Annotated in this window: 17 protein-coding genes; 11 read left to right on the top strand and 6 right to left on the bottom strand. The window is 41.0% G+C overall.

Annotation, left to right across the window (positions count from 1 at the left end; genetic code table 11):
- The first annotated feature begins 18 nt into the window (after positions 1 to 18).
- The 6 genes from HMPREF9449_RS13035 to HMPREF9449_RS13010 are packed head-to-tail and all read left to right on the top strand — an operon-like array spanning position 19 to position 6,025.
- Entirely contained in the window at positions 19 to 972 is a 954-nt protein-coding gene (locus HMPREF9449_RS13035; protein ID WP_009137730.1) for a stage II sporulation protein M, read from the top strand.
- Complete coding sequence (locus tag HMPREF9449_RS13030; RefSeq protein ID WP_009137729.1) at positions 959 to 1,795, top strand: hypothetical protein; 837 nt, start codon at positions 959 to 961, stop codon at positions 1,793 to 1,795. The genes HMPREF9449_RS13035 and HMPREF9449_RS13030 overlap by 14 nt, the downstream gene beginning before the upstream one ends.
- Positions 1,785 to 2,498, top strand: coding sequence for a hypothetical protein (locus HMPREF9449_RS13025; RefSeq protein ID WP_040611946.1), 714 nt, complete (start codon positions 1,785 to 1,787; stop codon positions 2,496 to 2,498). The genes HMPREF9449_RS13030 and HMPREF9449_RS13025 overlap by 11 nt, the downstream gene beginning before the upstream one ends.
- Positions 2,495 to 3,658 (top strand): DUF4350 domain-containing protein, encoded by a 1,164-nt coding sequence (locus tag HMPREF9449_RS13020; protein ID WP_009137727.1) that lies wholly within the window; start codon positions 2,495 to 2,497, stop codon positions 3,656 to 3,658. The genes HMPREF9449_RS13025 and HMPREF9449_RS13020 overlap by 4 nt, the downstream gene beginning before the upstream one ends.
- Before the next feature lie 3 nt (positions 3,659 to 3,661).
- Positions 3,662 to 4,654, top strand: coding sequence for an AAA family ATPase (locus tag HMPREF9449_RS13015; protein ID WP_009137726.1), 993 nt, complete (start codon positions 3,662 to 3,664; stop codon positions 4,652 to 4,654).
- 42 nt (positions 4,655 to 4,696) lie between these two features.
- Positions 4,697 to 6,025, top strand: a complete 1,329-nt coding sequence (locus HMPREF9449_RS13010) for a DUF58 domain-containing protein (protein WP_009137725.1) — start codon at positions 4,697 to 4,699, stop codon at positions 6,023 to 6,025.
- Here the strand turns inward: HMPREF9449_RS13010 and HMPREF9449_RS13005 are convergent.
- Both HMPREF9449_RS13005 and HMPREF9449_RS12995 read right to left on the bottom strand, forming a co-directional pair.
- The gene (locus HMPREF9449_RS13005; protein WP_009137724.1) at positions 6,018 to 7,319 is read right to left on the bottom strand and encodes an MFS transporter; all 1,302 of its coding nucleotides are present in this window, start codon (positions 7,317 to 7,319) and stop codon (positions 6,018 to 6,020) included. The two genes, HMPREF9449_RS13010 and HMPREF9449_RS13005, sit on opposite strands and share 8 nt — an antisense overlap.
- Positions 7,320 to 7,588: 269 nt before the next feature.
- Positions 7,589 to 8,224 (bottom strand): lactate utilization protein, encoded by a 636-nt coding sequence (locus HMPREF9449_RS12995; RefSeq protein ID WP_009137723.1) that lies wholly within the window; start codon positions 8,222 to 8,224, stop codon positions 7,589 to 7,591.
- 326 nt (positions 8,225 to 8,550) lie between these two features.
- Between HMPREF9449_RS12995 and HMPREF9449_RS12990 the strand changes: the two genes are divergently transcribed.
- Genes HMPREF9449_RS12990 through HMPREF9449_RS12980 form a run of 3 tightly spaced genes read left to right on the top strand, consistent with a single transcriptional unit; the run spans position 8,551 to position 11,898 of the window.
- The gene (locus HMPREF9449_RS12990; RefSeq protein ID WP_009137722.1) at positions 8,551 to 10,224 is read left to right on the top strand and encodes a SulP family inorganic anion transporter; all 1,674 of its coding nucleotides are present in this window, start codon (positions 8,551 to 8,553) and stop codon (positions 10,222 to 10,224) included.
- Between the two features lie 3 nt (positions 10,225 to 10,227).
- Positions 10,228 to 11,406, top strand: a complete 1,179-nt coding sequence (locus tag HMPREF9449_RS12985; protein WP_009137721.1) for a porin — start codon at positions 10,228 to 10,230, stop codon at positions 11,404 to 11,406.
- Between the two features lie 45 nt (positions 11,407 to 11,451).
- Complete coding sequence (locus tag HMPREF9449_RS12980; protein ID WP_009137720.1) at positions 11,452 to 11,898, top strand: DUF2059 domain-containing protein; 447 nt, start codon at positions 11,452 to 11,454, stop codon at positions 11,896 to 11,898.
- Positions 11,899 to 11,990: 92 nt separating this feature from the next.
- Here the strand turns inward: HMPREF9449_RS12980 and HMPREF9449_RS12975 are convergent, their stop codons facing one another.
- From HMPREF9449_RS12975 to HMPREF9449_RS12960, 4 genes are all read right to left on the bottom strand, one after another.
- Entirely contained in the window at positions 11,991 to 14,114 is a 2,124-nt protein-coding gene (locus HMPREF9449_RS12975; RefSeq protein ID WP_009137719.1) for a type IA DNA topoisomerase, read from the bottom strand.
- A gap of 82 nt (positions 14,115 to 14,196) precedes the next feature.
- Complete coding sequence (locus tag HMPREF9449_RS12970) at positions 14,197 to 14,565, bottom strand: YccF domain-containing protein (protein WP_009137718.1); 369 nt, start codon at positions 14,563 to 14,565, stop codon at positions 14,197 to 14,199.
- 80 nt (positions 14,566 to 14,645) lie between these two features.
- Positions 14,646 to 15,458 (bottom strand): twin-arginine translocase subunit TatC, encoded by an 813-nt coding sequence (gene tatC / locus HMPREF9449_RS12965; protein ID WP_009137717.1) that lies wholly within the window; start codon positions 15,456 to 15,458, stop codon positions 14,646 to 14,648.
- Between the two features lie 15 nt (positions 15,459 to 15,473).
- Entirely contained in the window at positions 15,474 to 15,653 is a 180-nt protein-coding gene (locus HMPREF9449_RS12960) for a Sec-independent protein translocase subunit TatA/TatB (RefSeq protein ID WP_009137716.1), read from the bottom strand.
- Between the two features lie 134 nt (positions 15,654 to 15,787).
- Here HMPREF9449_RS12960 and HMPREF9449_RS12955 point away from each other — a divergent pair, with 134 nt between their 5' ends.
- Together HMPREF9449_RS12955 and HMPREF9449_RS12950 are read left to right on the top strand one after the other, a co-directional pair.
- A complete protein-coding gene (locus tag HMPREF9449_RS12955) occupies positions 15,788 to 17,206 on the top strand; it encodes an amidophosphoribosyltransferase (protein WP_009137715.1) in 1,419 nt (472 codons plus the stop codon).
- Between the two features lie 137 nt (positions 17,207 to 17,343).
- A complete protein-coding gene (locus HMPREF9449_RS12950) occupies positions 17,344 to 20,442 on the top strand; it encodes a glycoside hydrolase family 2 TIM barrel-domain containing protein (RefSeq protein ID WP_009137714.1) in 3,099 nt (1,032 codons plus the stop codon).
- Positions 20,443 to 20,612 lie beyond the last annotated feature (170 nt).

Raw genomic sequence — 20,612 nt, 5'->3', positions numbered from 1 at the left:
CTAATTCTTTTCTGTCCAATGAAAGAAGCAAAATTTATAGCAAAAAATAAACAGAGATGGAGTGAAATAGAGAGAAAAGGACCCGAATATACGGATGAATTAGCATCTGATTTTATAGAATTATCGGATGATCTTTCTTATGCACGAACGTTTTACCCGGGAAGCCCTACAGAAAAATACCTCAACCAATTAATGGCCCGTTTCCAGACGAGGATTTATCATTATCGCTCAGAGAGAAAAAAGGGGTTGTTGGCTTTTTGGAAAGAAGATTTTCCGCTTTTACTTTTCAAAGAGAGAAAAACGATGCTTTTTGTATTATTGTTTTTCATTGTTTCTGTTATCGTCGGATGGTTTTCTGCTGGCCATGAAGTATCTTTTGTCCGTTTTATTTTAGGAGATGTTTATGTCAATCGGACGTTGGATAATATTGCGGCGGGAACTCCTATGGGAATATATAATTCGGGCGAGGAGTGGGAGATGTTTTGGGAAATTACACTCAATAATATACGGGTGTCTTTCATTGCTTTTGTTTTTGGAGTCTTTTTTTCTGTAGGAGCTTTGTGGATTTTGTTTTCCAATGGCGTTATGTTAGGAGCTTTTCAATATTTTTTTTATGCTCAGGGATTATTTCTGCATTCCGCTTCCTCGATCTGGGCGCATGGAACTTTTGAGATTACTTCCATTGTGATTGCCGGAGGAGCAGGAGTAATTATCGGAAATAGTTTTTTATTTCCCGGTACTTATACCCGTATTCAATCCTTTAAAAAGGGAGCTTTAAAAGGGATTCAGATTGTCGTGGGATTAATTCCTTTTTTTATCTTAGCCGGGGGAATAGAAAGTTTTATTACCCGTTATGCAGATTCTTATCCGGCGGTGGGGTTCGGGTGTGTTTCCCTGTCATTTATCGGTGTTTTAGGCTATTTCGGACTTTACCCGTTTTTGGTAAATAAAAGAAAACATGGAAAAAATTGATTTATATCAACGGCGGAGTTTCGGGGATTTGTTAACGGATACTTTTGTTTTTATCAAGCAGGAGTTTAAATCGTTTTTAATATGTTTTTGTTACCTAGCATTACCTGTTTTGGGGATGGATGTTTTGATTAAAAGTACTTTTTTACGGGATCTTATTTTTTATTCAGAGGGAAAATCCGCAGCAGATATATTTAATTTTAACGGCAATATCCTTTGGAGTTATTTTTTTAATCTTGTAGTCGTCTATTGGATAATGTTGACAACTTTATCTTATATACGGGTATACCAGGAGAAATGTGAAACAGGAGACAAGAATCGGATAAGCGTCCGGGAAGTGTGGATTGTCATGAGGCGTAAAGGACTTTCTTTAGGGATATGGGGAATCGGTTATGTATGTATAAGCTTAGTGGCTACTTTATTTCTCATTATCCCCGGGATTTATTTTTTTATTACCCTGACTTTCGGAGGTTATTTGATTGTCATGGCCGACAGAAAAATAAAGGAAGGTTTCTCGCTTTCTTTTATTGGGGGAGAGTGGTGGAGTACTTTTGGGTATGGAATCATTCTCAATCTGATCATCAGTCTTCTGTCTTATATTTTTTTGATCCCTACTTGGGTTTTATATATTCCCAGTTTGGTGACAGGAAATCCGGAAAATAATTATATAGCTTCCGCTTTTTTGTTGTTAGCCTCTTTGGGGCAGAATTTTTTGTACACGATTTATTTTATAGGTATAAGCTTGAAATTTTTCAGTATAAGGGAAGGACGTGAGCATCATTCTTTGTATAAGAAAATCAATAGTATCGGTGAAAATGCAATTTAAGCGAGGCATAAAGATGGTTTTACAATACGGCAGTGGACTGTTGATTTTCTGCAGTATTGTTATTCCTTTATCGGCAGAACCGGTAAGGGATTCGCTCTATGAAGTACGTTCGCCGGGAAATATTTTTATCGAAAAATTCCGTTCTGAGCCGGCCTTTGATTATACAGAAGTAGTGGAAGAGAATGCTTGGAGAGCTCGCTTTATTCGTTGGCTTTCAGACCTTCTCGGAGGTGCTTCTGCTGAAACTACGGCAGATATTTTAGGATTTTTATTCAAAATAATAGCTGTGGGTTGTGTCTTTTTTGCCCTGTATCTGATGATAAAAACGGGAATAATAGCTCCTTGGGGACAGAAGAAGAAAAAATTTAAAAGGGAATCCGTGGATACTTTGGTACTTTCCGATTCGGATAGGTATCGGAAACTTTTAGGGGAAGCTTTGAAAATGCGGGATTATAAAAGCGCTGTGAGGATTCATTATTTAAATGTGCTCTATCTGTTGAATGAAAAAGAATTGATACATTGGGATATATATAAAACGAATGCTTCTTATATCCGGGAAATTCCATCGGAAAAAAGGGAAGCTTTTCGCAATCTTTCTTATGTTTTTGATTGCGTATGTTATGGGAATTTTGAAATAGATGAGGAAGTTTATCGGAAGACCCGGCATTACTTCCTGGATTTTGAAAAGGAGGTGGGGGCATGAAATTGAAAATTTACCTTTATCTTGTTCTGATGGGAAGTTTCGTTTTGTTCTATATCTGGTATGAAACGAATCGTCCGGCAACGATTGACTGGAGGGAAACTTTTTCCGTCAACGACAAAATACCTTTTGGTACTTATATTGTCAGTAAGAGTTTGCCTTATCTTTTTCCGGAAGGGAAAATTGAAATTTCACGCAGTCCGGTGCCCGAACGATTAGAATATATGGATACGCTTTGTCCTTCTGCTTATATATTTGTCAATTATGGATTTCAAACAGATCCGGTGGAAATGAAGTATTTACTTGATTTTGTAGAGAAAGGGAACTATATGTTTATTGCCGCTTTACAAATGCCTGATACTTTACTTTCCTTATTTCACTTGAAGGGAAAGAGTAATTTTGAGGAACAGAAACATCAGCTGAAGGTGGATACAACGGGTTGGCAGTATTTATTCCGTAAAAAGTTTTTTGCTTATTTTGAACCTCAGGAAGGATTTGGGGGGAAGATTTTGGGTACGGTGACGGAAAAGGATTACCCGGATTTTGTTCAGGTAAATTATGGCCGGGGAAAGATTTTCCTGAATCTGAATCCGCATGCTTTTACGAATTATCATATCCTGGGGGCAGGAGAAGGGAAATATTATTACAAGGCATTATCGTGTTTACCCAAGGAAGTAAATGTGATATGGGACGAATACAAAATTTCTGGTCCGGAAGGGGGAGAAAGCCCGTTTCGGGTGATTCTTCGCTATCCAGCTTTAAAAGAGGCCTGGTATTTATTATTGGTAAGCGGAATTTTGTATTTGCTGTTCCGTTTTAAGCGGGAACAACGGGCTATGCCTGTCATCCGGCCGCCGGAAAATAAGTCGTTGGAGTTTATTTCGGCTATCAGTTCCTTGTATTATAAACAACGGGATCATTACCGGATAGCTTTAAAACAGATAGCGTTTTTTCTGGATAGAATAGCTATAAAATATAAACTGGATACAGAAAAACTGGATGAACGATTGGTGGAGCAACTAGCCCAGCGATCCGGAAGAGAAGAAGGGAAAGTAAAGCAATTGATACAGCTGATTTCCGTTATCCGGGAGACAAAGCAGGTCAGTGAAATGAGATTAAAAGAATTGGTAAGTTTAGTGGAATTATTTAATGATAAAAAATAAAGTATGGAAACGCAGACGGAAGAACTAAAAATAAACTTTGAATCCCGGATTGATTTTACAAATTTGAAAGATAAACTGGATTCTTTGCGCAGGGAGATTGGGAGGATAATTATCGGTCAGCAGGAATGGGTTGATTTACTTTTGACGGCTATATTGGCGGATGGACATGTATTGGTAGAAGGGGTGCCGGGAGTAGCCAAGACTTTGATGGCGAAAGTTCTGGCACGCTTGATCGACGCTGATTTTTGCCGCATCCAGTTTACGCCGGATCTGATGCCTAGCGACGTGTTGGGAACTTCGGTATTTATGCCGTCGACGGGGCAATTTGAATATCGGAAAGGACCTGTCTTTACGAATATATTATTGGTAGATGAAATCAATCGTTCCCCAGCAAAGACTCAGGCGGCATTGTTTGAAGTGATGGAGGAAAGACAAATAACAAACGATGGGCGAGAATATCGGATGGATTATCCTTTTCTGGTTATAGCGACTCAAAATCCGGTAGAGCATGAAGGAACTTATCGTTTGCCGGAAGCGCAACTGGATCGGTTTATTTTTAAGATTTCTGTCGGATATCCGACTTTCGAGGAAGAAATGCAGGTGCTTCGTCTGCACGATTCGGGAGAGATTATGGATTGGGAAAAATTGTCTCCTGTTTTGGGGATAGAAGAGCTGGAAGAATTGAGGAGACAAATTATGCAAGTCCGGGTAGATGAAAAAATCAAAGCTTATATCGTCCGGTTGGTGGAGATGACCCGGGAAAGCGGATGGCTTTATCTGGGAGCATCTCCCCGGGCTTCCCTTGCATTAATGAAAGGAGCGAAAGCTTATGCCGCCCTTCAGGGAAGGGATTTTGTAGTACCTGAAGATATTATTCGGCTGGCTCAGCCTGTTTTCCGGCATCGGATACAATTGTCGGCGGAAAGGGAACTGGAAGGGATTTCGGTCGATCAGGTGATTACACAGTTGGCCGCGAAAGTAGAAGTACCTCGGTGAAATGAGGTATAAAAAAGAGAACTTATTTAAATTCAGTAGATTGTGAGGATATTTCGGGAATTATATTTGCCGTCGCGTTTTTTTATCTTTTGTATCATCGGGGTGTTTGCTCTGGTAATGGCTTTTATTTTTCCTGTTCTTTACTGGGGAGTGTGGGGGATAATAGGAATAGTAGGGATAGGAGTAGTCATGGATATTTTATTGCTGTTTACGACAAAAGAAGCTATTCTGGGCCGTCGAAAGTTGGCAGAGAAGTTTTCGAACGGGGAGGACAATGAAGTGAAAATTGTTTTACAGAATCGTTATCCTTGGCGGGTATATTTACGGATTTTGGATGAAATCCCTATTCCTTTTCAGATACGTACGCTGACGAAAAGGTGTAAAATGGAGAGCCAGGGAGAAAAAGTCATCTGTTATCCTCTCCGGCCTGTAAAAAGAGGAGAATATGAATTTGGGAAAATTCAGGTATTTGCTGCTACTTTCTGGGGATTCGCCGAGCGTCGTTTTTCTTTGGGGGAAGAAACGAAAATTGTCGTTTATCCGGCTTTTGCAGAAATGAGAAAATATGAACTCATGGCGATTGGAGCCAGGCAACATCCCGGAGATAAACAAGTTCGGCCGGTGGGAGCGAGCACGTCTTTTGATCAGATAAAACCCTATGTGGTCGGGGATGATCCGCGGAGGGTCAATTGGAAGGCTACAGCAAAGTGCAATCGTTTAATGGTCAATTCTTATACAGATGAAAAAGCGCAGTCTGTTTATTGTTTACTGGATAAAGGCCGTACGATGCAATTCCCTTTCCGGGAGATGACAATGCTGGATTATGCTATAAATGCTGTTTTGGCTCTAACGGATGTAATATTGAAGAAAGGAGACTGGGCAGGTTTATATACTTTTTCAAATACTTCTGATATTTTTATAAAATCGGACAACCGGGGAGGTCAATTGAGACGGATCAACGAAGCTCTTTATAACCAGCAGACTTATTTTCTGGAATCGGATTTCGAACAAATGTATATAGCGGTTAACCGTTTTGTACAGACTCGTAGTTTATTGGTTTTGTTTACCAATTTTGAAAGCATGGCCGGTTTGGAGAGGCGGTTGCCCCTATTGCGCAAGTTAACCCGTCAGCATTTGCTCTTGGTCGTATTATTTGAGAATGCCGAAATCCGGGAGGTGGCAGAAGAGACGGCAGAAAGTGTATATGACATTTATTTTCATACTCTGGCACTGGAATTTACGGTGGAAAAAGAGCGCATCGTGCGGGTTTTAAGGCAGCAAGGGATTCCAGCTTTATTGTGTCGTCCGGAAGACTTATCGGTAGGCGTGATCAATGCTTATCTGAAGTTGAAAGAAAAAAATGTCATTTAGCGGGTGGGCTTGATTTTTTAATTCCTTTTCCCAACAATAGGGGACCACTGTATTTGTAGATCAGTGGTCTATAGTATTCAAATGTGATGCTGGCAAGAATACATACAATTCCGGCCAGAAGGATGATAGCCGGTAAACGGGTGTATTTTTCCAAATAACCTAATGCCATACACCCCAAAGGAGAGATACCTGTGAAGGTCATGGCCAGGTAGCCCATTACCCGCCCCCGTTTGTCTTCATCTGCCAAAGCCTGTAATAAACTGTTGATAGTCGCAACGGTCATGATAATAGAGAATCCGGCCGGAATAAGTATGAGGGCTGCTAGAAGCGGACTGTGGATAAAAGCTAACGAACTTAAAGAGATGCCCAATAGGAAAGTATGAATCGTAATGAGCTTTTCCAGTCCCACCATGGTTTTACGGGCGGCTAAACCGAGGGCTGCCATCAGGGAGCCCAGGCCGATACAGGATAACATATAGCCCAGCATTTCGCTTTCTCCGTTTAAAATATCTTTCACATAGGCGGGAATGAAGGTCACAAGCGGTAGCCCGAAGAAACTGACAATACTCATCAATAGCAGGAGAGAGCGAATGGGGAGATGTCCGGTTACATATAGAAATCCTTCGTTGAGATCGGTCAGTACAGGCGGATGTGTTTTTCGGGAATGCCGGGGAGGTAAATGCATATTTAGCAAAGCGATAATGACTCCCAGATAACTGATCCCGTTGATGAAAAAACAAAAAGCTTCTCCGGCTATGCCGATGATGATTCCGCCGATAGCCGGTCCGATAAGCCTGGAGCCGTTGATAATCGTCGAATGAAGGGCGATGGCGTTGTTTAGATGTTCAGGAGCGACTAAACCCGGATAAAATGCCTGCCGGGCTGGATTATCCAAAGCGTTGATTAATCCTAGGGCTAAACTGAGAGCCATGAGGTGCCAGATTTCGATTACTCCGCTAAAGGTTAACCAAGCCAGTAATAATGCTTGTAAGGCAGATAGGGACTGGGTGAAAAGTAAAATGCTGTGTCTGTTGAACCGATCGACAAAGACACTGGCAAAAGGAGTGATCAGGAGTATGGGAATTTGAGCCATAAATGTAATTCCCGCCAAGAATAAGACCGAGCCTGTCAGTTTATAAGCCAGCCAACTCATGGCAATTTGTTGTATCCAGGTACCCACTAAAGACACACACATTCCTCCGAAATAAAGTCTGAAATTACGGAACTTTAAAGAAACCAGAATACGGTCGGCAAATTCTTTGGATTTGTGAAATAGTTCTCGTTTTTTCTTCATCTTTATCTTTCCTGTCGGTTTTGTGTTTCTCCTTTTGAATAAGGAGTAGAAATGAGATTGTCCAGAAGGATAAGTTTTCCTTTTGAGAAGACAGATGTTTCCTTGGGGAGCGGATTCGTACGATGCTGCCGAGAGGGAGGAGCGTTCCTCGTCCGTATTTGTTTATCAGGACCGTAAGTTTCCCTCAAAATTTGAAAGGCTTTGCTGATCAGGCTTAAAGAGCCTTTCATCTGTCCTAAAAATTCTTTTGGAGCATTCTCTTGAATTCTTTATAATCCTAATTCTTGATGAATCAAAATAATTTTTATCCTTCCCGCCGGCCAAGATTTTTCCGTGATTGTCCAGGTATTGCATATGCGGTGCGGACTACGGCAATCCATACAAGTGCCGGTTTTCCGGCAAGGGGTATTAAACCCTTGGTGACGCAGAATGTTTTGAGGGGCTGTCCACGTACGAATACGTTGCATGGCTGCTTCTATATCCGGAACAATTTTGTTGACACCGATAAAGAGCACGACATTTTTCGGTCCGAAAGTAATGCCACCCACACGATTTCCAATCATGTCCAAATTGACTAATTGTCCTTTCTGGGTCACGGCATTTGTGCCTGCGAGGAATAAATCCGCCAGAAGGGCCTGACGACGCCAATATACTTTTTGGGTACGGCTCATGCCTGCTCCAAAAGTCCGGATCAGCGCCACTTCCGGATTTTTCTCCAAGTCATCCAATACATGAGTAGATTGCAGCGTCTGGGAATCCCCCCAACTTACCGTTGCCGGCTGCAGTTGTGTATATATTTCGTTGAGGAAAATGGTCCGGGCTTCTTCCGGATCAGAAGCTGAAAAAACTTCAAAATTATTATTTTTTAAAACTTTTATTGTACCTTCTATAATAGAAATGTCCATAGGTTTAATTTTCAGACAAAGGTAATGAACAGATTTTAGAGAAAAAAACGGAAATATAAAAATCTGATTCCCTTGCGAAAGAAGCATAAATGCCCTGTAAAAACTCCATCAACCGCAAACACAAGCTAAGCTGAATAGAGAAGTAAAGGACAGATTTTGTTTTTTAGTCTGCTTTCCGTTTTGTTTTTTCGGACGTTTCCTATTTAAAAAGGAGAGGATAAATCCGATTTTTTGAAGTATAGAAGATTATATTTAAATAATTTTTAACTATTTTTGCGAATTGTTTTTCTAACAGGAAAGAATGTGCTAATTAGTGTCGTTTTAATATGAAGAAAAGACTTGATTTTCAGCCTAAATTGTTTACGATTTGGAAAAATTATTCGAAAGAAAAATTTTTCACAGATTTAATGGCGGGTATTATTGTCGGTATTGTAGCCTTACCCTTGGCTATTGCCTTTGGTATAGCTTCCGGAGTTAGTCCGGAACAAGGGTTGATTACAGCTATAATAGCCGGGTTTATTGTCTCTTTTTTAGGAGGGAGTAATGTACAGATCGGGGGACCGACGGGGGCATTTATTGTAGTCGTATATGGTATCATCAGTAAATTTGGGATAGAAGGATTAGCTATTGCAACGGTATTAGCTGGTATCTTTTTGTTGTTGATGGGAGTATTGAAATTGGGAACGGTTATCCGTTTTATCCCTTATCCGATTATTGTTGGATTTACAAGTGGAATTGCCTTGACGATTTTCACGACCCAGATCAAGGATTTATTCGGATTGCAAATGGCGGAAATGCCTGCTGATTTTCTGCCCAAGTGGGGAGCTTATTTTCGGAATGCGGGGAGTGTACATGGGGCATCCGCTTTAGTAGGGATAGCGAGTATACTGTTGATTGTGATAACTCCTAAATTTTTCAAGAAGATACCGGGATCTTTACTGGCTATTGTTGTAATGACAGCTGTCGTTTATGTCTTGAAAAACTATATGGGGGTGACGGGAATTGAAACGATAGGGGATCGTTTTCAGATAAAAGCGGCTTTGCCTCAACCTACCTTGCTGGCTATCAATATGGAAACCATTCATTTTTTATTTCCGGCTGCTTTTACAATTGCTATTTTAGGAGCTATTGAATCCTTGCTTTCGGCTACAGTGGCGGATGGGGTGACAGGAGATAAGCACAATTCCAATACAGAGCTGATAGCACAGGGAGTGGCTAATATAGTCGTACCTTTCTTTGGAGGAATTCCTGCTACGGGAGCTATAGCCCGTACTATGACGAATATCAATAATGGGGGACGCAGTCCGATTGCAGGGATTATCCATGCGGTTGTATTGTTGCTTATTTTATTATTTCTGGGACCGTTGACCCAGCATATTCCGATGGCTTGTTTGGCCGGGGTTCTTGTCATTGTGGCTTATAATATGAGCGAATGGCGGACTTTCCGTTCTTTACTCCGGAATTCCCGTTCGGATGTGATTGTATTGCTGACAACTTTTTTATTGACAGTAATATTTGATTTGACAATCGCCATTGAGGTCGGTCTTTTATTGGCGATGCTTTTGTTTATGAAGCGAATGAGTGAGGTTACGAAGGTATCTGTCGTAAAAGATGAGGTGGATCTTTCTGCGGAAGGTGAAATTTACCACGAGGAGGAAAAACTAAATTTAAAAAAAGGAATAGAAGTATATGAAATCGATGGACCTTTCTTCTTCGGAATTGCAAATAAATTTGATGAATGTATGAAAATATTGGGTGATCATCCCCAAGTCCGGATTATCCGGATGCGTAAAGTGCCTTTTATGGATACGACAGGTTTGCATAATTTAGAAAGTCTTTATCGTTTGTCAGAAAAGGAAAAGATACGGGTGGTGCTTTCGGGAGTGAATGAGGCTGTCCGGAAAGTTTTGGAGAAATCGGGCTTAGCAGACAGGATAGGAGAAGAAAATATCTGTAGTAATATCCAGGAAGCTGTCCAAAAAGCGAACAGTTATATATAAAGGATGGAAACAGATCGAATGAAAAATGGTGTCGGGAGGAGAACGTTAATACTTTTTTTAGGTTTGTTTCTTCTTCTTTTTCCTTTACAAATAATAGCTCAGGCTTTTGTCAAATCGTCTACGGGGGATTTCGAATGGAAAATGACGGGGAGAGCTTTATTTGACGGAGGCATATTTTTCAGTGATTCTAGCCGATTGGGAAATGGGATGGTCATTTCGGACGTACGGTTGGGGACCAGTGTCCGTTTTTTGAAAAATTGGGAGGGGAAGATTGAATTGGGGTATAGAGACAGCAAGGTATCGCTGAAAGATATATATGTGGCTTACCGGAGAGGCGATCATATGTTGAAAGTAGGACATTATTTTGAACATTGGGGATTGGATTATCGCTTAGGGTCTCTTCGTTTCCGTCTGATGACCATGTCCGTGACCGATGCTGTTTTCGGAGATAAACGTAAAGTAGGGTTTAGTTACATTTATAACAGTCGTGCGATCACCACTTCGGCGGGTTTTTTCAGCGACGGGGATACGGACAATGTCAAAAGCCTGGATGAAGGTTATGTAATTGCAGCTCAGTTTATCGGCCGGCCGCTGTACGACGAAGAAAAACTTGTGCATTTGGGAATAGGGGTGAGATACAGTGAACACGATAAAGCCGAGCGGGAAGAGATTAGTTTTAAAGGGGGTGCTCCCACAGAGGTTTTGAGTAAAAATGAAAATGTGTTTGTACGAACGAGAATAACAAATATGATTAATCAGTGGCGATTCGGTGCAGATGTCATTTTGTTTTATCGGGGCACGTATTTGCAGAGCGAGTGTCTGGCTGCTCATGTCAATCGTGCCGGGGGAGAAAATTATACCGGCAAAGGTGTTTATGTTCAAATGGGATATTTAGTATGGGGAAATAAGCAATATAAGTATGATCGTTCGCAGGGTGGGGTATCCAACCCGGATCCTAAAAATCTGGAGTTGCTTTTCCGTTATAATGTGACGGACCTAAACGATCGGCAGGCGGGTATTTGGGGAGGTAAAGAACAGGATATCACTTTGGGGATCAATTACTTTATCAACAAATATATTGGAGTAAAATTAAATTATACGCATATGTGGACAGATTCTCATGCGGTAGGGGGGAAAGAAAAATTTGATTTTATTCAGGGACGTTTCCAATTTAGTTTTTAAAACCGGGAAGAAATCCGGCCATTATAAATTTTAATAATAAACATTATGAAAAAAATTTTAGTATGTATGATTTTGGTTCTGGGAGTAACGTTGGGAATCAAATGTTCTGAACCGAAAGATTATAAGGCGACGTTGAAAGAAATGCTGGTGGTTTCCGGTAGTGATAAGACTTTCGAAATGGTTGTGCCTCAAATGATCGAGATGATGAAACCGCAGCTGCCGCAGGTGCCGGGAGAATTTTGGGAGGAAATGGAAAAAGAGATGAAAAACACGGCTTTTAACGATTTAGTGGATATGTTGGTTCCCATCTATCAGGAGTATTTAACGCAGGAAGATTTGGAAGAAGTGATTAAATTTTATCAGTCTCCGGCAGGAAAAAAACTCGGGTCTTCTGCTCCCCATATCAGTATGGCAACTATGCAGGCCGGACAACAATGGGGTATGAAATTGGGACAGAAAATTCAGGCTAAATTGCAGGAAAAAGGATATTAAGAAAAAGCTTATTTAGAAACTCCAGTCCGGAAAATACTGATATTCCCGAACCGGAGTTTCTTTTTTGTATTCAGGAAAAGTACAGTAATTTGTCAGGTCTTTTCTTTTTTATTACTTTTTTCAAAATATACCTTGTATGTGGGATCTAATTTTAATACTCCCGATTCGGCCATTCCGGACGAATCCTTAAAACCGTTGAGTATACCGGTTTCCCCTTTCCGGACAAGCGTTTCCACTTGTTTTTGAGTCAGCTTTTTTCCTGCTATTTCAATGGGAATCAGAAAATCACAGGATTTCTTATACAAGGAGCAACCCCAGGCTGTCTTTCCTTTTAATACAGTGCCTTTTCCGCATTTGGGACAGAGGAGGGGAGAGGATTCTTTTAGGGACTTGGTTGTATTTTTCTTCTTGGCTGTATCCTCCGTTTTTGCTTCTTCTTGTGGAGTGGCAATGGTCTTAGCGGAAGAGTGCTTGACGAAATGAATAATTTCATTAACCATATTTTTCAACTCTTCCATAAATCCGCTTATTTCATATTTCCCGTCCTCGATCATCCGGAGTTTTCTTTCCCATTGCCCGGTTAACTCGGCGGATTTCAACAGTTCGTTCTGAATGGTATGGATCAATTCGATACCGGTTGGAGTGGCCAGCAGTCGCTTTTTGTCTTTGCGGATATAATGTCTTTTTTGTAAAGTTTCAATAATACCGGCCCGGGTAGAGGGACGTCCGATGCCGTTTTCTTTCATCAGGTCGCGTAATTCTTCGTCTTCTATTTGTTTCCCAGCTGTTTCCATTGCCCGCAGTAAGTCCGCTTCTGTGTAATATTTGGGAGGCTGGGTTTCCTTTTCCAGTATTTCCGGGCTATGGGGACCCTGTTCTCCTTTTTCGTAAGCAGGTAATACATTTTCCTCGTTTTGCTTGTCGGTTACAGTTCCGAAGACGACCCGCCAAGCCGGTTGGAGGATTTGTTTGCCTGTCGCTTTAAAGTCTTCTTCTCCGATTTTGGCTAATACTAGGGTATTGGCAATTTCACAATCCGGGTAAAAAGCGGCGATAAAATGGCGGGCAACCAGATCATATACCCGTTTTTCATCCGGAGTCATGTCGTAGGAAAATACTCCGGTTGGAATGATAGCGTGGTGATCTGTGATTTTTTTATCATTGAAAACTTTAGGCGACTTTTTGATTTTTGCTCCTGACAGAAGAGGTGCTACCAAATCTGCATAGGGCTTCAAGCCCTTTAATATGCCCGAAATTTTCGGATATTGATCGTTGGGAAGAAAATAGGTATCCACACGGGGATAGGTCGTTAATTTCTTTTCGTATAACGATTGTATAATTTTTAGGGTATGATCGGCTGTAAAAGCATATTTCCGGTTGCATTCTACCTGTAATAAGGTCAGGTCGAATAATTTTGGAGGGCTCTCCATAGCCTTTTTACGTTCTACGCTGATAATTTCCAGATTCAGCGGGAGAATTTGTTGTAAAAGGGCTTCGGCCTCTTCCTTTTTGTTAAAGCGTCCCCGTAGACAAGAAAATAAACCGCCCCGGTAATTCGTGCGTATTTCCCAATAAGTTTCCGGTTTAAAATTTTCAATCGCTTTTTGCCTTTCCACTACAAGTGCCAGCGTGGGAGTTTGTACCCGCCCGATAGAAAGTACATTCTTTCCGTCTCCATATTTTAGGGTATAAGCACGGGTTGCATTCATTCCCAACAACCAATCGCCTATAGCACGGGCGGAACCGGCTGCATATAACGTATCGAAATCCCGGGCGTCCATTAACTTTTCAAATCCTTCCCGGATAGCTTCTTCTGTCAATGAGGAGATCCAGAGCCTTTTTACCGGAACTTGGCATTTTGCTTTTGTCAGGACCCAGCGTTGGATGAGTTCTCCTTCTTGTCCGGCATCCCCGCAATTCACGATTAATTCTGCTTTGGCCACTAACTCTTCTATGATTGCGAATTGTTTTTTTATGCCTTCCTCATCAATTAGTTTGATCCGGAATTTAGAAGGGATCATCGGTAAGGTGTTTAAGTTCCAGGTCTTCCACTTTTCCGTATATTCATGGGGTTCCTGTAGACTGCAAAGATGCCCGAAAGTCCAGGTAACGCAATAGCCGTTTCCCTCCAGGTAGCCATTATGACGCGTAGTAGCTCCCAAAACCTGGGCTATTTCTTTTGCTACGCTTGGTTTTTCAGCTATACACATTTTCATGGTGCTACGGGCTTTAAATAATAAACAAAGATAAGACTAATTCGGCAAAGTCCCATCGGAGAAAAAGTGATCTGAATTCTTTTTATTTTACGTCGTGTCCGAAAGGGGTGAGGGCGAGTCCTGCCAATTTAAAATGCTGTAAACCAAACGGAATGCCCAAAATGGTTATGCAAAAAAGTATACCGAAACCGATATGGGATAAAAATATCCATACTCCTCCGACAAAAAACCAAAGGATATTCATAATAACGGAAAGACAGCCATGAGCTTCTGTTTTGGAAACGATCTGACTTCCGAAAGGCCAAAGTGCCAGTATTCCTAATTTTAGCGTTTGCAAACCGAAAGGAATTCCGATAATCGTCAGGCATAAAAGAATACTGGAAATAAAATATTCTATTGCAATAAAAATTCCTCCGAAGACAAGCCATATAATATTACCTATAATTTTCATAACTGTTGTTTTATATGATCAAAGATAAGGAGAAAAGTTGAAAATAGAAACTGCCCCGGTGACGGGAGAAGGTGTCGTTTTTATTCCGTCAGTTTTCTTTTTTTCGCTTTAATGGCTTTGTTTACTACGACTATACTCAATTCATAGAGCATGTACATGGGAATAGCCAGCAAGAACATGCTGAACAAATCGGCTGGGGTAATAATCGCGGCGATAATGAGGATAATTACAAAAGCGTGCCGGCGGTATTTTTTCAAATGTCCGCTGTTGATTAAGCCGATTTTTGCCATAAAATAAGCCAGTATAGGGATTTCGAAGACGGCTCCCATGGCGATAGATAACATGGTAAATGTAGAAATATAAGAGGAAAGTGTTATTTTATTTTCCACGATTTCACTTACCTGATAAGTTCCCAGGAAGCGGAAAGAAAGGGGAAATATAGCATAATAATTCAACAATATTCCGCAGAAAAAAAGCAAAAATGCAGCCACGAGGGTACGGGTTGAATATTTTCGTTCGTTTTCATAAAGGGCTGGTTTGATAAATCCGAACAATTGATAAATGATGTAAGGAGAGGCGATAATCAGGCCTGCATAAAAGGCAACGCTCATGTGGACGACAAATTGTGACGACAGATTAATGCTAATTAAATCTACATGAAAATCTCCCGGGCAGATAGAGGGAATTTTTACCCAATCGGCTAACTGGCACAACGCCCGGTAAGTAATAAAATCGGAGCGCTGGGGAGCAAAGATAATATCGAAAAGAATTTTCTTGTTGACAAAGGCGAGAACTGCGAAAACACTGGCAAACAAAGCGATACGAAAAATTACCTTTCTGAGTTCTTCTAAATGATCCCAAAAAGTCATATTCTTTTCTTTTGCATCGTCCATAAAGTCCTTTGCTGCTTATTTTTCCTTATCAGAATTCCCTTTCAGATCCTCTTCGATGCCATTCATCCCGTCTTTAAAGCTTTTAACGCCTTTCCCCAACCCTTTCATTAATTCAGGAATTTTTTTACCGCCAAAAAATAATAACACCACCAGTACAATAATGACAATTTCAGATGTTCCGATCATCAGTACCATATTCATAAATCTTTTATCTTCTTTGCACAAAGATAGGGAACTATTTTAAAAAAGAAAATTAAAAGTTCAAATTAACGGTGTTTTTATTCTAGGGGATTTTTATAATTTTGCGGGGAATCATTAATAAGATATATATGAGCGGATTTTTTGGTTGTGTATCGCGTAAAGAATGCGTTGCAGATGTTTTTTACGGAACAGATTATCATTCTCACCTCGGAACTAAAAAGGCAGGTATGGCTTTTTATAACGGACAGGATTTTGTCCGGTCAATTCATAGTATTGAGAGTGCTTATTTCAGAAATAAGTTTGAACCGGAATTGGAAAGATTTAGAGATTCTTATTTGGGGATAGGGGTGATTAGTGATATGGAATCACAACCGATTACAGTAACTTCTCACCTGGGACGTTTTTCGGTCGTCACTGTAGGACGGATTGACAATATAGAGGAAATTACGCAGGAGTTGCTGGAAGAAAAGATTCATTTCGCTGAGTTATCGGGTTCTTCGATCAATCCAACGGAAATTGTGAGTATTTTAATAAATAAAGGGGAATCTTTTAAAGAGGGGATAGAGATTGTATATCGTAAAATTAAAGGTTCTTGTTCTTTTTTGGTGTTGACGGACAGTTGTATTTATGCGGCCCGGGATAAATTTGGGCGTACTCCTGTCATTATCGGAAAGAATGAATACGGTTATGTGGTGGCCAGTGAAAGTTCTTCGTTTACGAATTTAGGCTATACAATTGTCCGGGACTTAGGTCCCCAGGAAACGGTCCGGGTATCCAAGGACGGTTTTACTTCTATTATTGCTCCCGGTAACCGGAAACAAATTTGTTCTTTTTTGTGGGTTTATTATGGGTATCCGTCGGCTTATTATGAAGGGATCAATGTCGAAGACGCTCGTTATCGCTGTGGGGCGGCCATGGCGATGCGGGATAATCTGAAGGCTGATTTTGCTGCTGGTATTCCGGATTCAGGTGTAGGACATGCCATCGGTTATTCGAACGCCAAAGGAATTCCTTATAAACGTCCGTTTGTAAAATATACTCCCACTTGGCCCCGTAGTTTTATGCCTCAGAATCAATCCATGCGGGATTTAGTTGCAAAGATGAAATTACTACCAAATGAAGCTTTTACGCGTGGGGCCAGAATTGTTTTTCTCGACGATTCCATTGTAAGAGGAACTCAACTGAAAGACAATGTCGTAAAATTGAGGGAATGCGGAGTAAAAGAAGTGCACATCCGGATCGCCTGTCCTCCTCTGATCTATCCGTGTCGTTTTTTAAATTTTTCGACTTCCCGCTCGACTTTCGACTTATTCGCCCGGCGGGTAATCCGGGATTTGGAAGGGACTTCCGAATTGACGGAAGAAATGCTTAAACCTTATGCAGATCCGGATTCAGAGCAATACAAAGCTATGGTAAAGACGATGTGTGAGCATTTGCAATTGGATTCTTTACAATTCCAGCGTTTGGATGACTTGGTAAAAGCGATTGGACTTCCAAAAGATCAGCTTTGCACGCATTGTTGGGATAATACCAGTTATATGGAATAAACGACAGAGAAGGAGTTGCAGCATTCGGGGAAAAAGCTCAGGTGCTTTGAGTCTTTCTGATGGATGCTTATGGGGAGAGCATTATTTATTATTTTTGATCCGGTTTAGTTTCATTTTGCATTAAAAATAAATTGTGTATGAAAAAATTGTTTTTAGGTTTAAGTCTGATTTTGTCGTTGACAACGTTTGCGCAGAAAAAAGAGTGGCTTGACCCGGGAGTGAATGCGATCAACCGGGCACCGATGAGAACTGCTTATTTCGCTTATCCTTGTGAAAAATGTGCTGCTGTAGGTGTAAAAGAAGAGGCATCAAATTTTATGTCTTTAAACGGGAAGTGGAAATTTAATTGGGTAAAAGATTTGACAGATCGGCCGGTAAATTTTTATAAAACAGATTTTGAAGACAAAAATTGGGTTGATTTTCCGGTTCCCGGTATTTGGGAACTTAACGGTTACGGGGATCCGTTATACCGGAATGCTGGCTATGCCTGGTCCAATCAGTTCCGGCCTAATCCGCCCCTGGTAGAGACTAAAAATAATCATGTCGGTTCTTATCGGAAAACAATCGTTTTGCCTTCCGGTTGGAAAGGGCAGCAGGTATATTTACACGTCGGTTCTGCTACCTCTAATTTATACGTATGGGTAAACGGGCAGTTTGTCGGATACAGCGAAGATAGTAAAATGGCAGCGGAGTTTGACATTACAAAATATCTGAAGCCTGGAGAAAATCTGATTGCCATGCAGATTTATCGCTGGTGTGATGGAAGTTATTTAGAAGATCAGGATTTTTGGCGTTTGTCCGGTATTGCCCGGGAAGTTTATTTATATGCCCGTCATCCCGTTCATATTGAAGATTTGTTTATCGTACCGGATTTAGATGCTGCTTATAAAGACGGGCAATTAAATATTACGGCTACGTTGAATCGCAAGGCTTCTGTAGAAGCCGTCTTTGAATTGTTTGATCCCGAGGGGAAATCGTTGATGCAGACAACAATTCGTCCGGACAGTAAAGGACAGATAGCGGCGGTACTGCAGGTGAATGAGCCTTTAAAATGGACAGCAGAAACGCCGGTTCTTTATACGCTGAATACTGTTTTGAAAGATCGTAAAGGAACTGTGTTAGAGGTTATTCCCCAAAAAGTCGGTTTCCGTAAAATTGAATTGGACCAGAAAGCCGGGCAAATCCTGGTGAATGGTAAACCGGTTTTATTCAAGGGCGCTGACCGGCATGAAATAGATCCCTTAACCGGTTATTTGGTAACGAAGGAGCGGATGCTGGAAGATATCCGGATCATGAAGGAAAATAACCTCAATGCTGTACGGACCTGTCACTATCCGGATGCTCCTCTTTGGTATGAGTTATGCGATGAATATGGAATTTATGTCGTTTGTGAAGCGAATATTGAATCGCACGGAATGGGATACGGTGAAAAGACATTAGCTAAAAATCCTTCCTATGCACAGGCTCATCTGGAGAGAAACCAGAGAATGGTGGAAGCTTTTAAAAATCATCCTTCTATTATCTTTTGGTCGTTGGGCAATGAAGCCGGAGACGGTCCTAACTTTGAAGCTTGTTATAAATGGATTAAAGAGAGAGATAATAGCCGGGCTGTGCAATATGAACAAGCTGGCAGAAAGCCCCATACGGACATTGTATGTCCGATGTATGCGGATTTGAAATGGATGGAAAATTATGCCAAAGACGAACAGCAATATCGTCCTTTAATTCAGTGCGAATATGCTCATGCGATGGGAAATTCTCAGGGAGGATTCAAAGAATATTGGGATTTGATCCGTCGGTATCCGAAATTGCAGGGCGGTTTTATCTGGGATTTTGTCGATCAGGCTTTTCGCGCTTATACGAAAGATGGAAAAATGATTTATGCTTATGGAGGAGATTATAATCCTTACGATGCTTCTGATAATAATTTCAATTGTAACGGTTTGATTAGTCCCGACCGGGTGCCTAATCCCCATATGTATGAAGTGCAAAAAGTATATCAGTCTATAGGAACCACACCTGTAGATCTTCGGAAAGGGGAAGTAAAGGTATATAATGAAAATTTCTTTACCGATTTATCTGACACTTATCTGGAATGGCAATTGGTGAAGGATGGGGTTGTCATCCGGCAGGGAGTTGTTGATAATTTAAAAATAGGGCCTCAAGAGACCCAGTTGGTTCATTTGGGATATCAGGAATCGGACATACCGGAGGGACAGGAAATATTGTTAAATGTAAATTATAAACTGAAACAGCATAAACCATTATTGGAAGCGGGGCATGTGGTGGCCAAGGAACAGTTAGCGATAAAAGAATACGATGCTTTCTGTGCAGATATCCGGGATGGGAAAACGAAGGTTGATATTTATGAGGATATTGTACATATCGTGTTACAAGGAGAAGAAGTGACCGCTATTTTCAATAAAAATTCAGGTTGGTTGGAGCGGATTTCCTTAAATGGATTAGAGATGTTGGAAGCCGGTTTTGCTTTGCGCCCGAATTTTTGGAGAGCTCCTACTGATAATGATATGGGAGCTAATCTGCAACGGAAATTCGCCGCTTGGAAAAATCCGGAAATGAAGAAAAAGGATATGAAAGTAGAGGCGAAGGGGAAAAATGCTTTGGTAACTGTTGTCTATGATTTACCTGATTTGTCGGCAGTTTTGACCCTGACCTACGAAATGAACGCTGGGGGGGAGATAAAGGTAAAAGAGGACATGAGCGTGGATAAATCAAAAGAAAAAATGCCACATTTATTCCGTTTCGGAATGCAATTGGTTATGCCGCAACATTTTGACCGCATCGATTATTATGGCAGGGGGCCGGTGGAAAATTATGCAGACCGCAAATATTCCCAGCATATCGGACATTATCGTCAACTGGTAAAAGACCAATATTATCCTTATATCCGGCCTCAGGAATCCGGGACAAAAACAGACATCCGATGGTGGAAAGTTTTAGATATAGACGGAAGAGGTCTTCTGATTCGTTCCGATAATCCGTTTTCTGCTTCCGCCTTGAATTTTTTACAGGAAGATTTGGATGATGGGCTTCATAAGGAACAGAGACATTCCGGAGAACTGGAACCCAGGAAATTGACGGCAGTGTCTTTCGATCTCCGGCAGATGGGCTTGGGGTGTATCAACAGTTGGGGAGCTTGGCCATTACCGTCCTATGTATTACCTTATGACAATTATACCTTTAATTTTGTACTTAGCCCGGTACGGAAAAGATAAGGAGTTGCCGGAGAAGTTTGCTCTTAGACAAATGACAGAGGTCATTTTTTAAGTCGTTGAACATTATAGCATTTCTCTATTCTGCTCGGAAGGGAACACAGATCGTCCCCCAAAGTAAAATTTACCTTGGGGGACGACTTTATTTATCTGCTTCTCTCAGGAAGTGTTAT

Source organism: Odoribacter laneus YIT 12061, assembly GCF_000243215.1.
In the GTDB taxonomy this organism is placed as follows: Bacteria; Bacteroidota; Bacteroidia; order Bacteroidales; family Marinifilaceae; genus Culturomica; species Culturomica lanea.
Note: the sequence above shows the minus strand (reverse complement) of the source record. Positions and strands in the feature narration are given on the sequence as shown.

Excerpts from the sequence above, each read along its gene's own strand:
- HMPREF9449_RS12960 (WP_009137716.1), bottom strand. The coding sequence starts at position 15,653 with ATGGTACTGATGATCGGAACATCTGAAATTGTCATTATTGTACTGGTG.
- HMPREF9449_RS13015 (WP_009137726.1), top strand. The coding sequence starts at position 3,662 with ATGGAAACGCAGACGGAAGAACTAAAAATAAACTTTGAATCCCGGATT.
- HMPREF9449_RS13025 (WP_040611946.1), top strand. The coding sequence starts at position 1,785 with ATGCAATTTAAGCGAGGCATAAAGATGGTTTTACAATACGGCAGTGGA.
- HMPREF9449_RS12970 (WP_009137718.1), bottom strand. The coding sequence starts at position 14,565 with ATGAAAATTATAGGTAATATTATATGGCTTGTCTTCGGAGGAATTTTT.
- HMPREF9449_RS12995 (WP_009137723.1), bottom strand. The coding sequence starts at position 8,224 with ATGGACATTTCTATTATAGAAGGTACAATAAAAGTTTTAAAAAATAAT.
- HMPREF9449_RS12950 (WP_009137714.1), top strand. The coding sequence starts at position 17,344 with ATGAAAAAATTGTTTTTAGGTTTAAGTCTGATTTTGTCGTTGACAACG.
- HMPREF9449_RS12980 (WP_009137720.1), top strand. The coding sequence starts at position 11,452 with ATGAAAAAAATTTTAGTATGTATGATTTTGGTTCTGGGAGTAACGTTG.
- HMPREF9449_RS13020 (WP_009137727.1), top strand. The coding sequence starts at position 2,495 with ATGAAATTGAAAATTTACCTTTATCTTGTTCTGATGGGAAGTTTCGTT.
- HMPREF9449_RS13030 (WP_009137729.1), top strand. The coding sequence starts at position 959 with ATGGAAAAAATTGATTTATATCAACGGCGGAGTTTCGGGGATTTGTTA.
- HMPREF9449_RS12990 (WP_009137722.1), top strand. The coding sequence starts at position 8,551 with ATGAAGAAAAGACTTGATTTTCAGCCTAAATTGTTTACGATTTGGAAA.
- HMPREF9449_RS13035 (WP_009137730.1), top strand. The coding sequence starts at position 19 with ATGAAAGAAGCAAAATTTATAGCAAAAAATAAACAGAGATGGAGTGAA.
- HMPREF9449_RS12975 (WP_009137719.1), bottom strand. The coding sequence starts at position 14,114 with ATGAAAATGTGTATAGCTGAAAAACCAAGCGTAGCAAAAGAAATAGCC.
- HMPREF9449_RS12955 (WP_009137715.1), top strand. The coding sequence starts at position 15,788 with ATGAGCGGATTTTTTGGTTGTGTATCGCGTAAAGAATGCGTTGCAGAT.
- HMPREF9449_RS12985 (WP_009137721.1), top strand. The coding sequence starts at position 10,228 with ATGGAAACAGATCGAATGAAAAATGGTGTCGGGAGGAGAACGTTAATA.
- tatC (WP_009137717.1), bottom strand. The coding sequence starts at position 15,458 with ATGGACGATGCAAAAGAAAAGAATATGACTTTTTGGGATCATTTAGAA.
- HMPREF9449_RS13005 (WP_009137724.1), bottom strand. The coding sequence starts at position 7,319 with ATGAAGAAAAAACGAGAACTATTTCACAAATCCAAAGAATTTGCCGAC.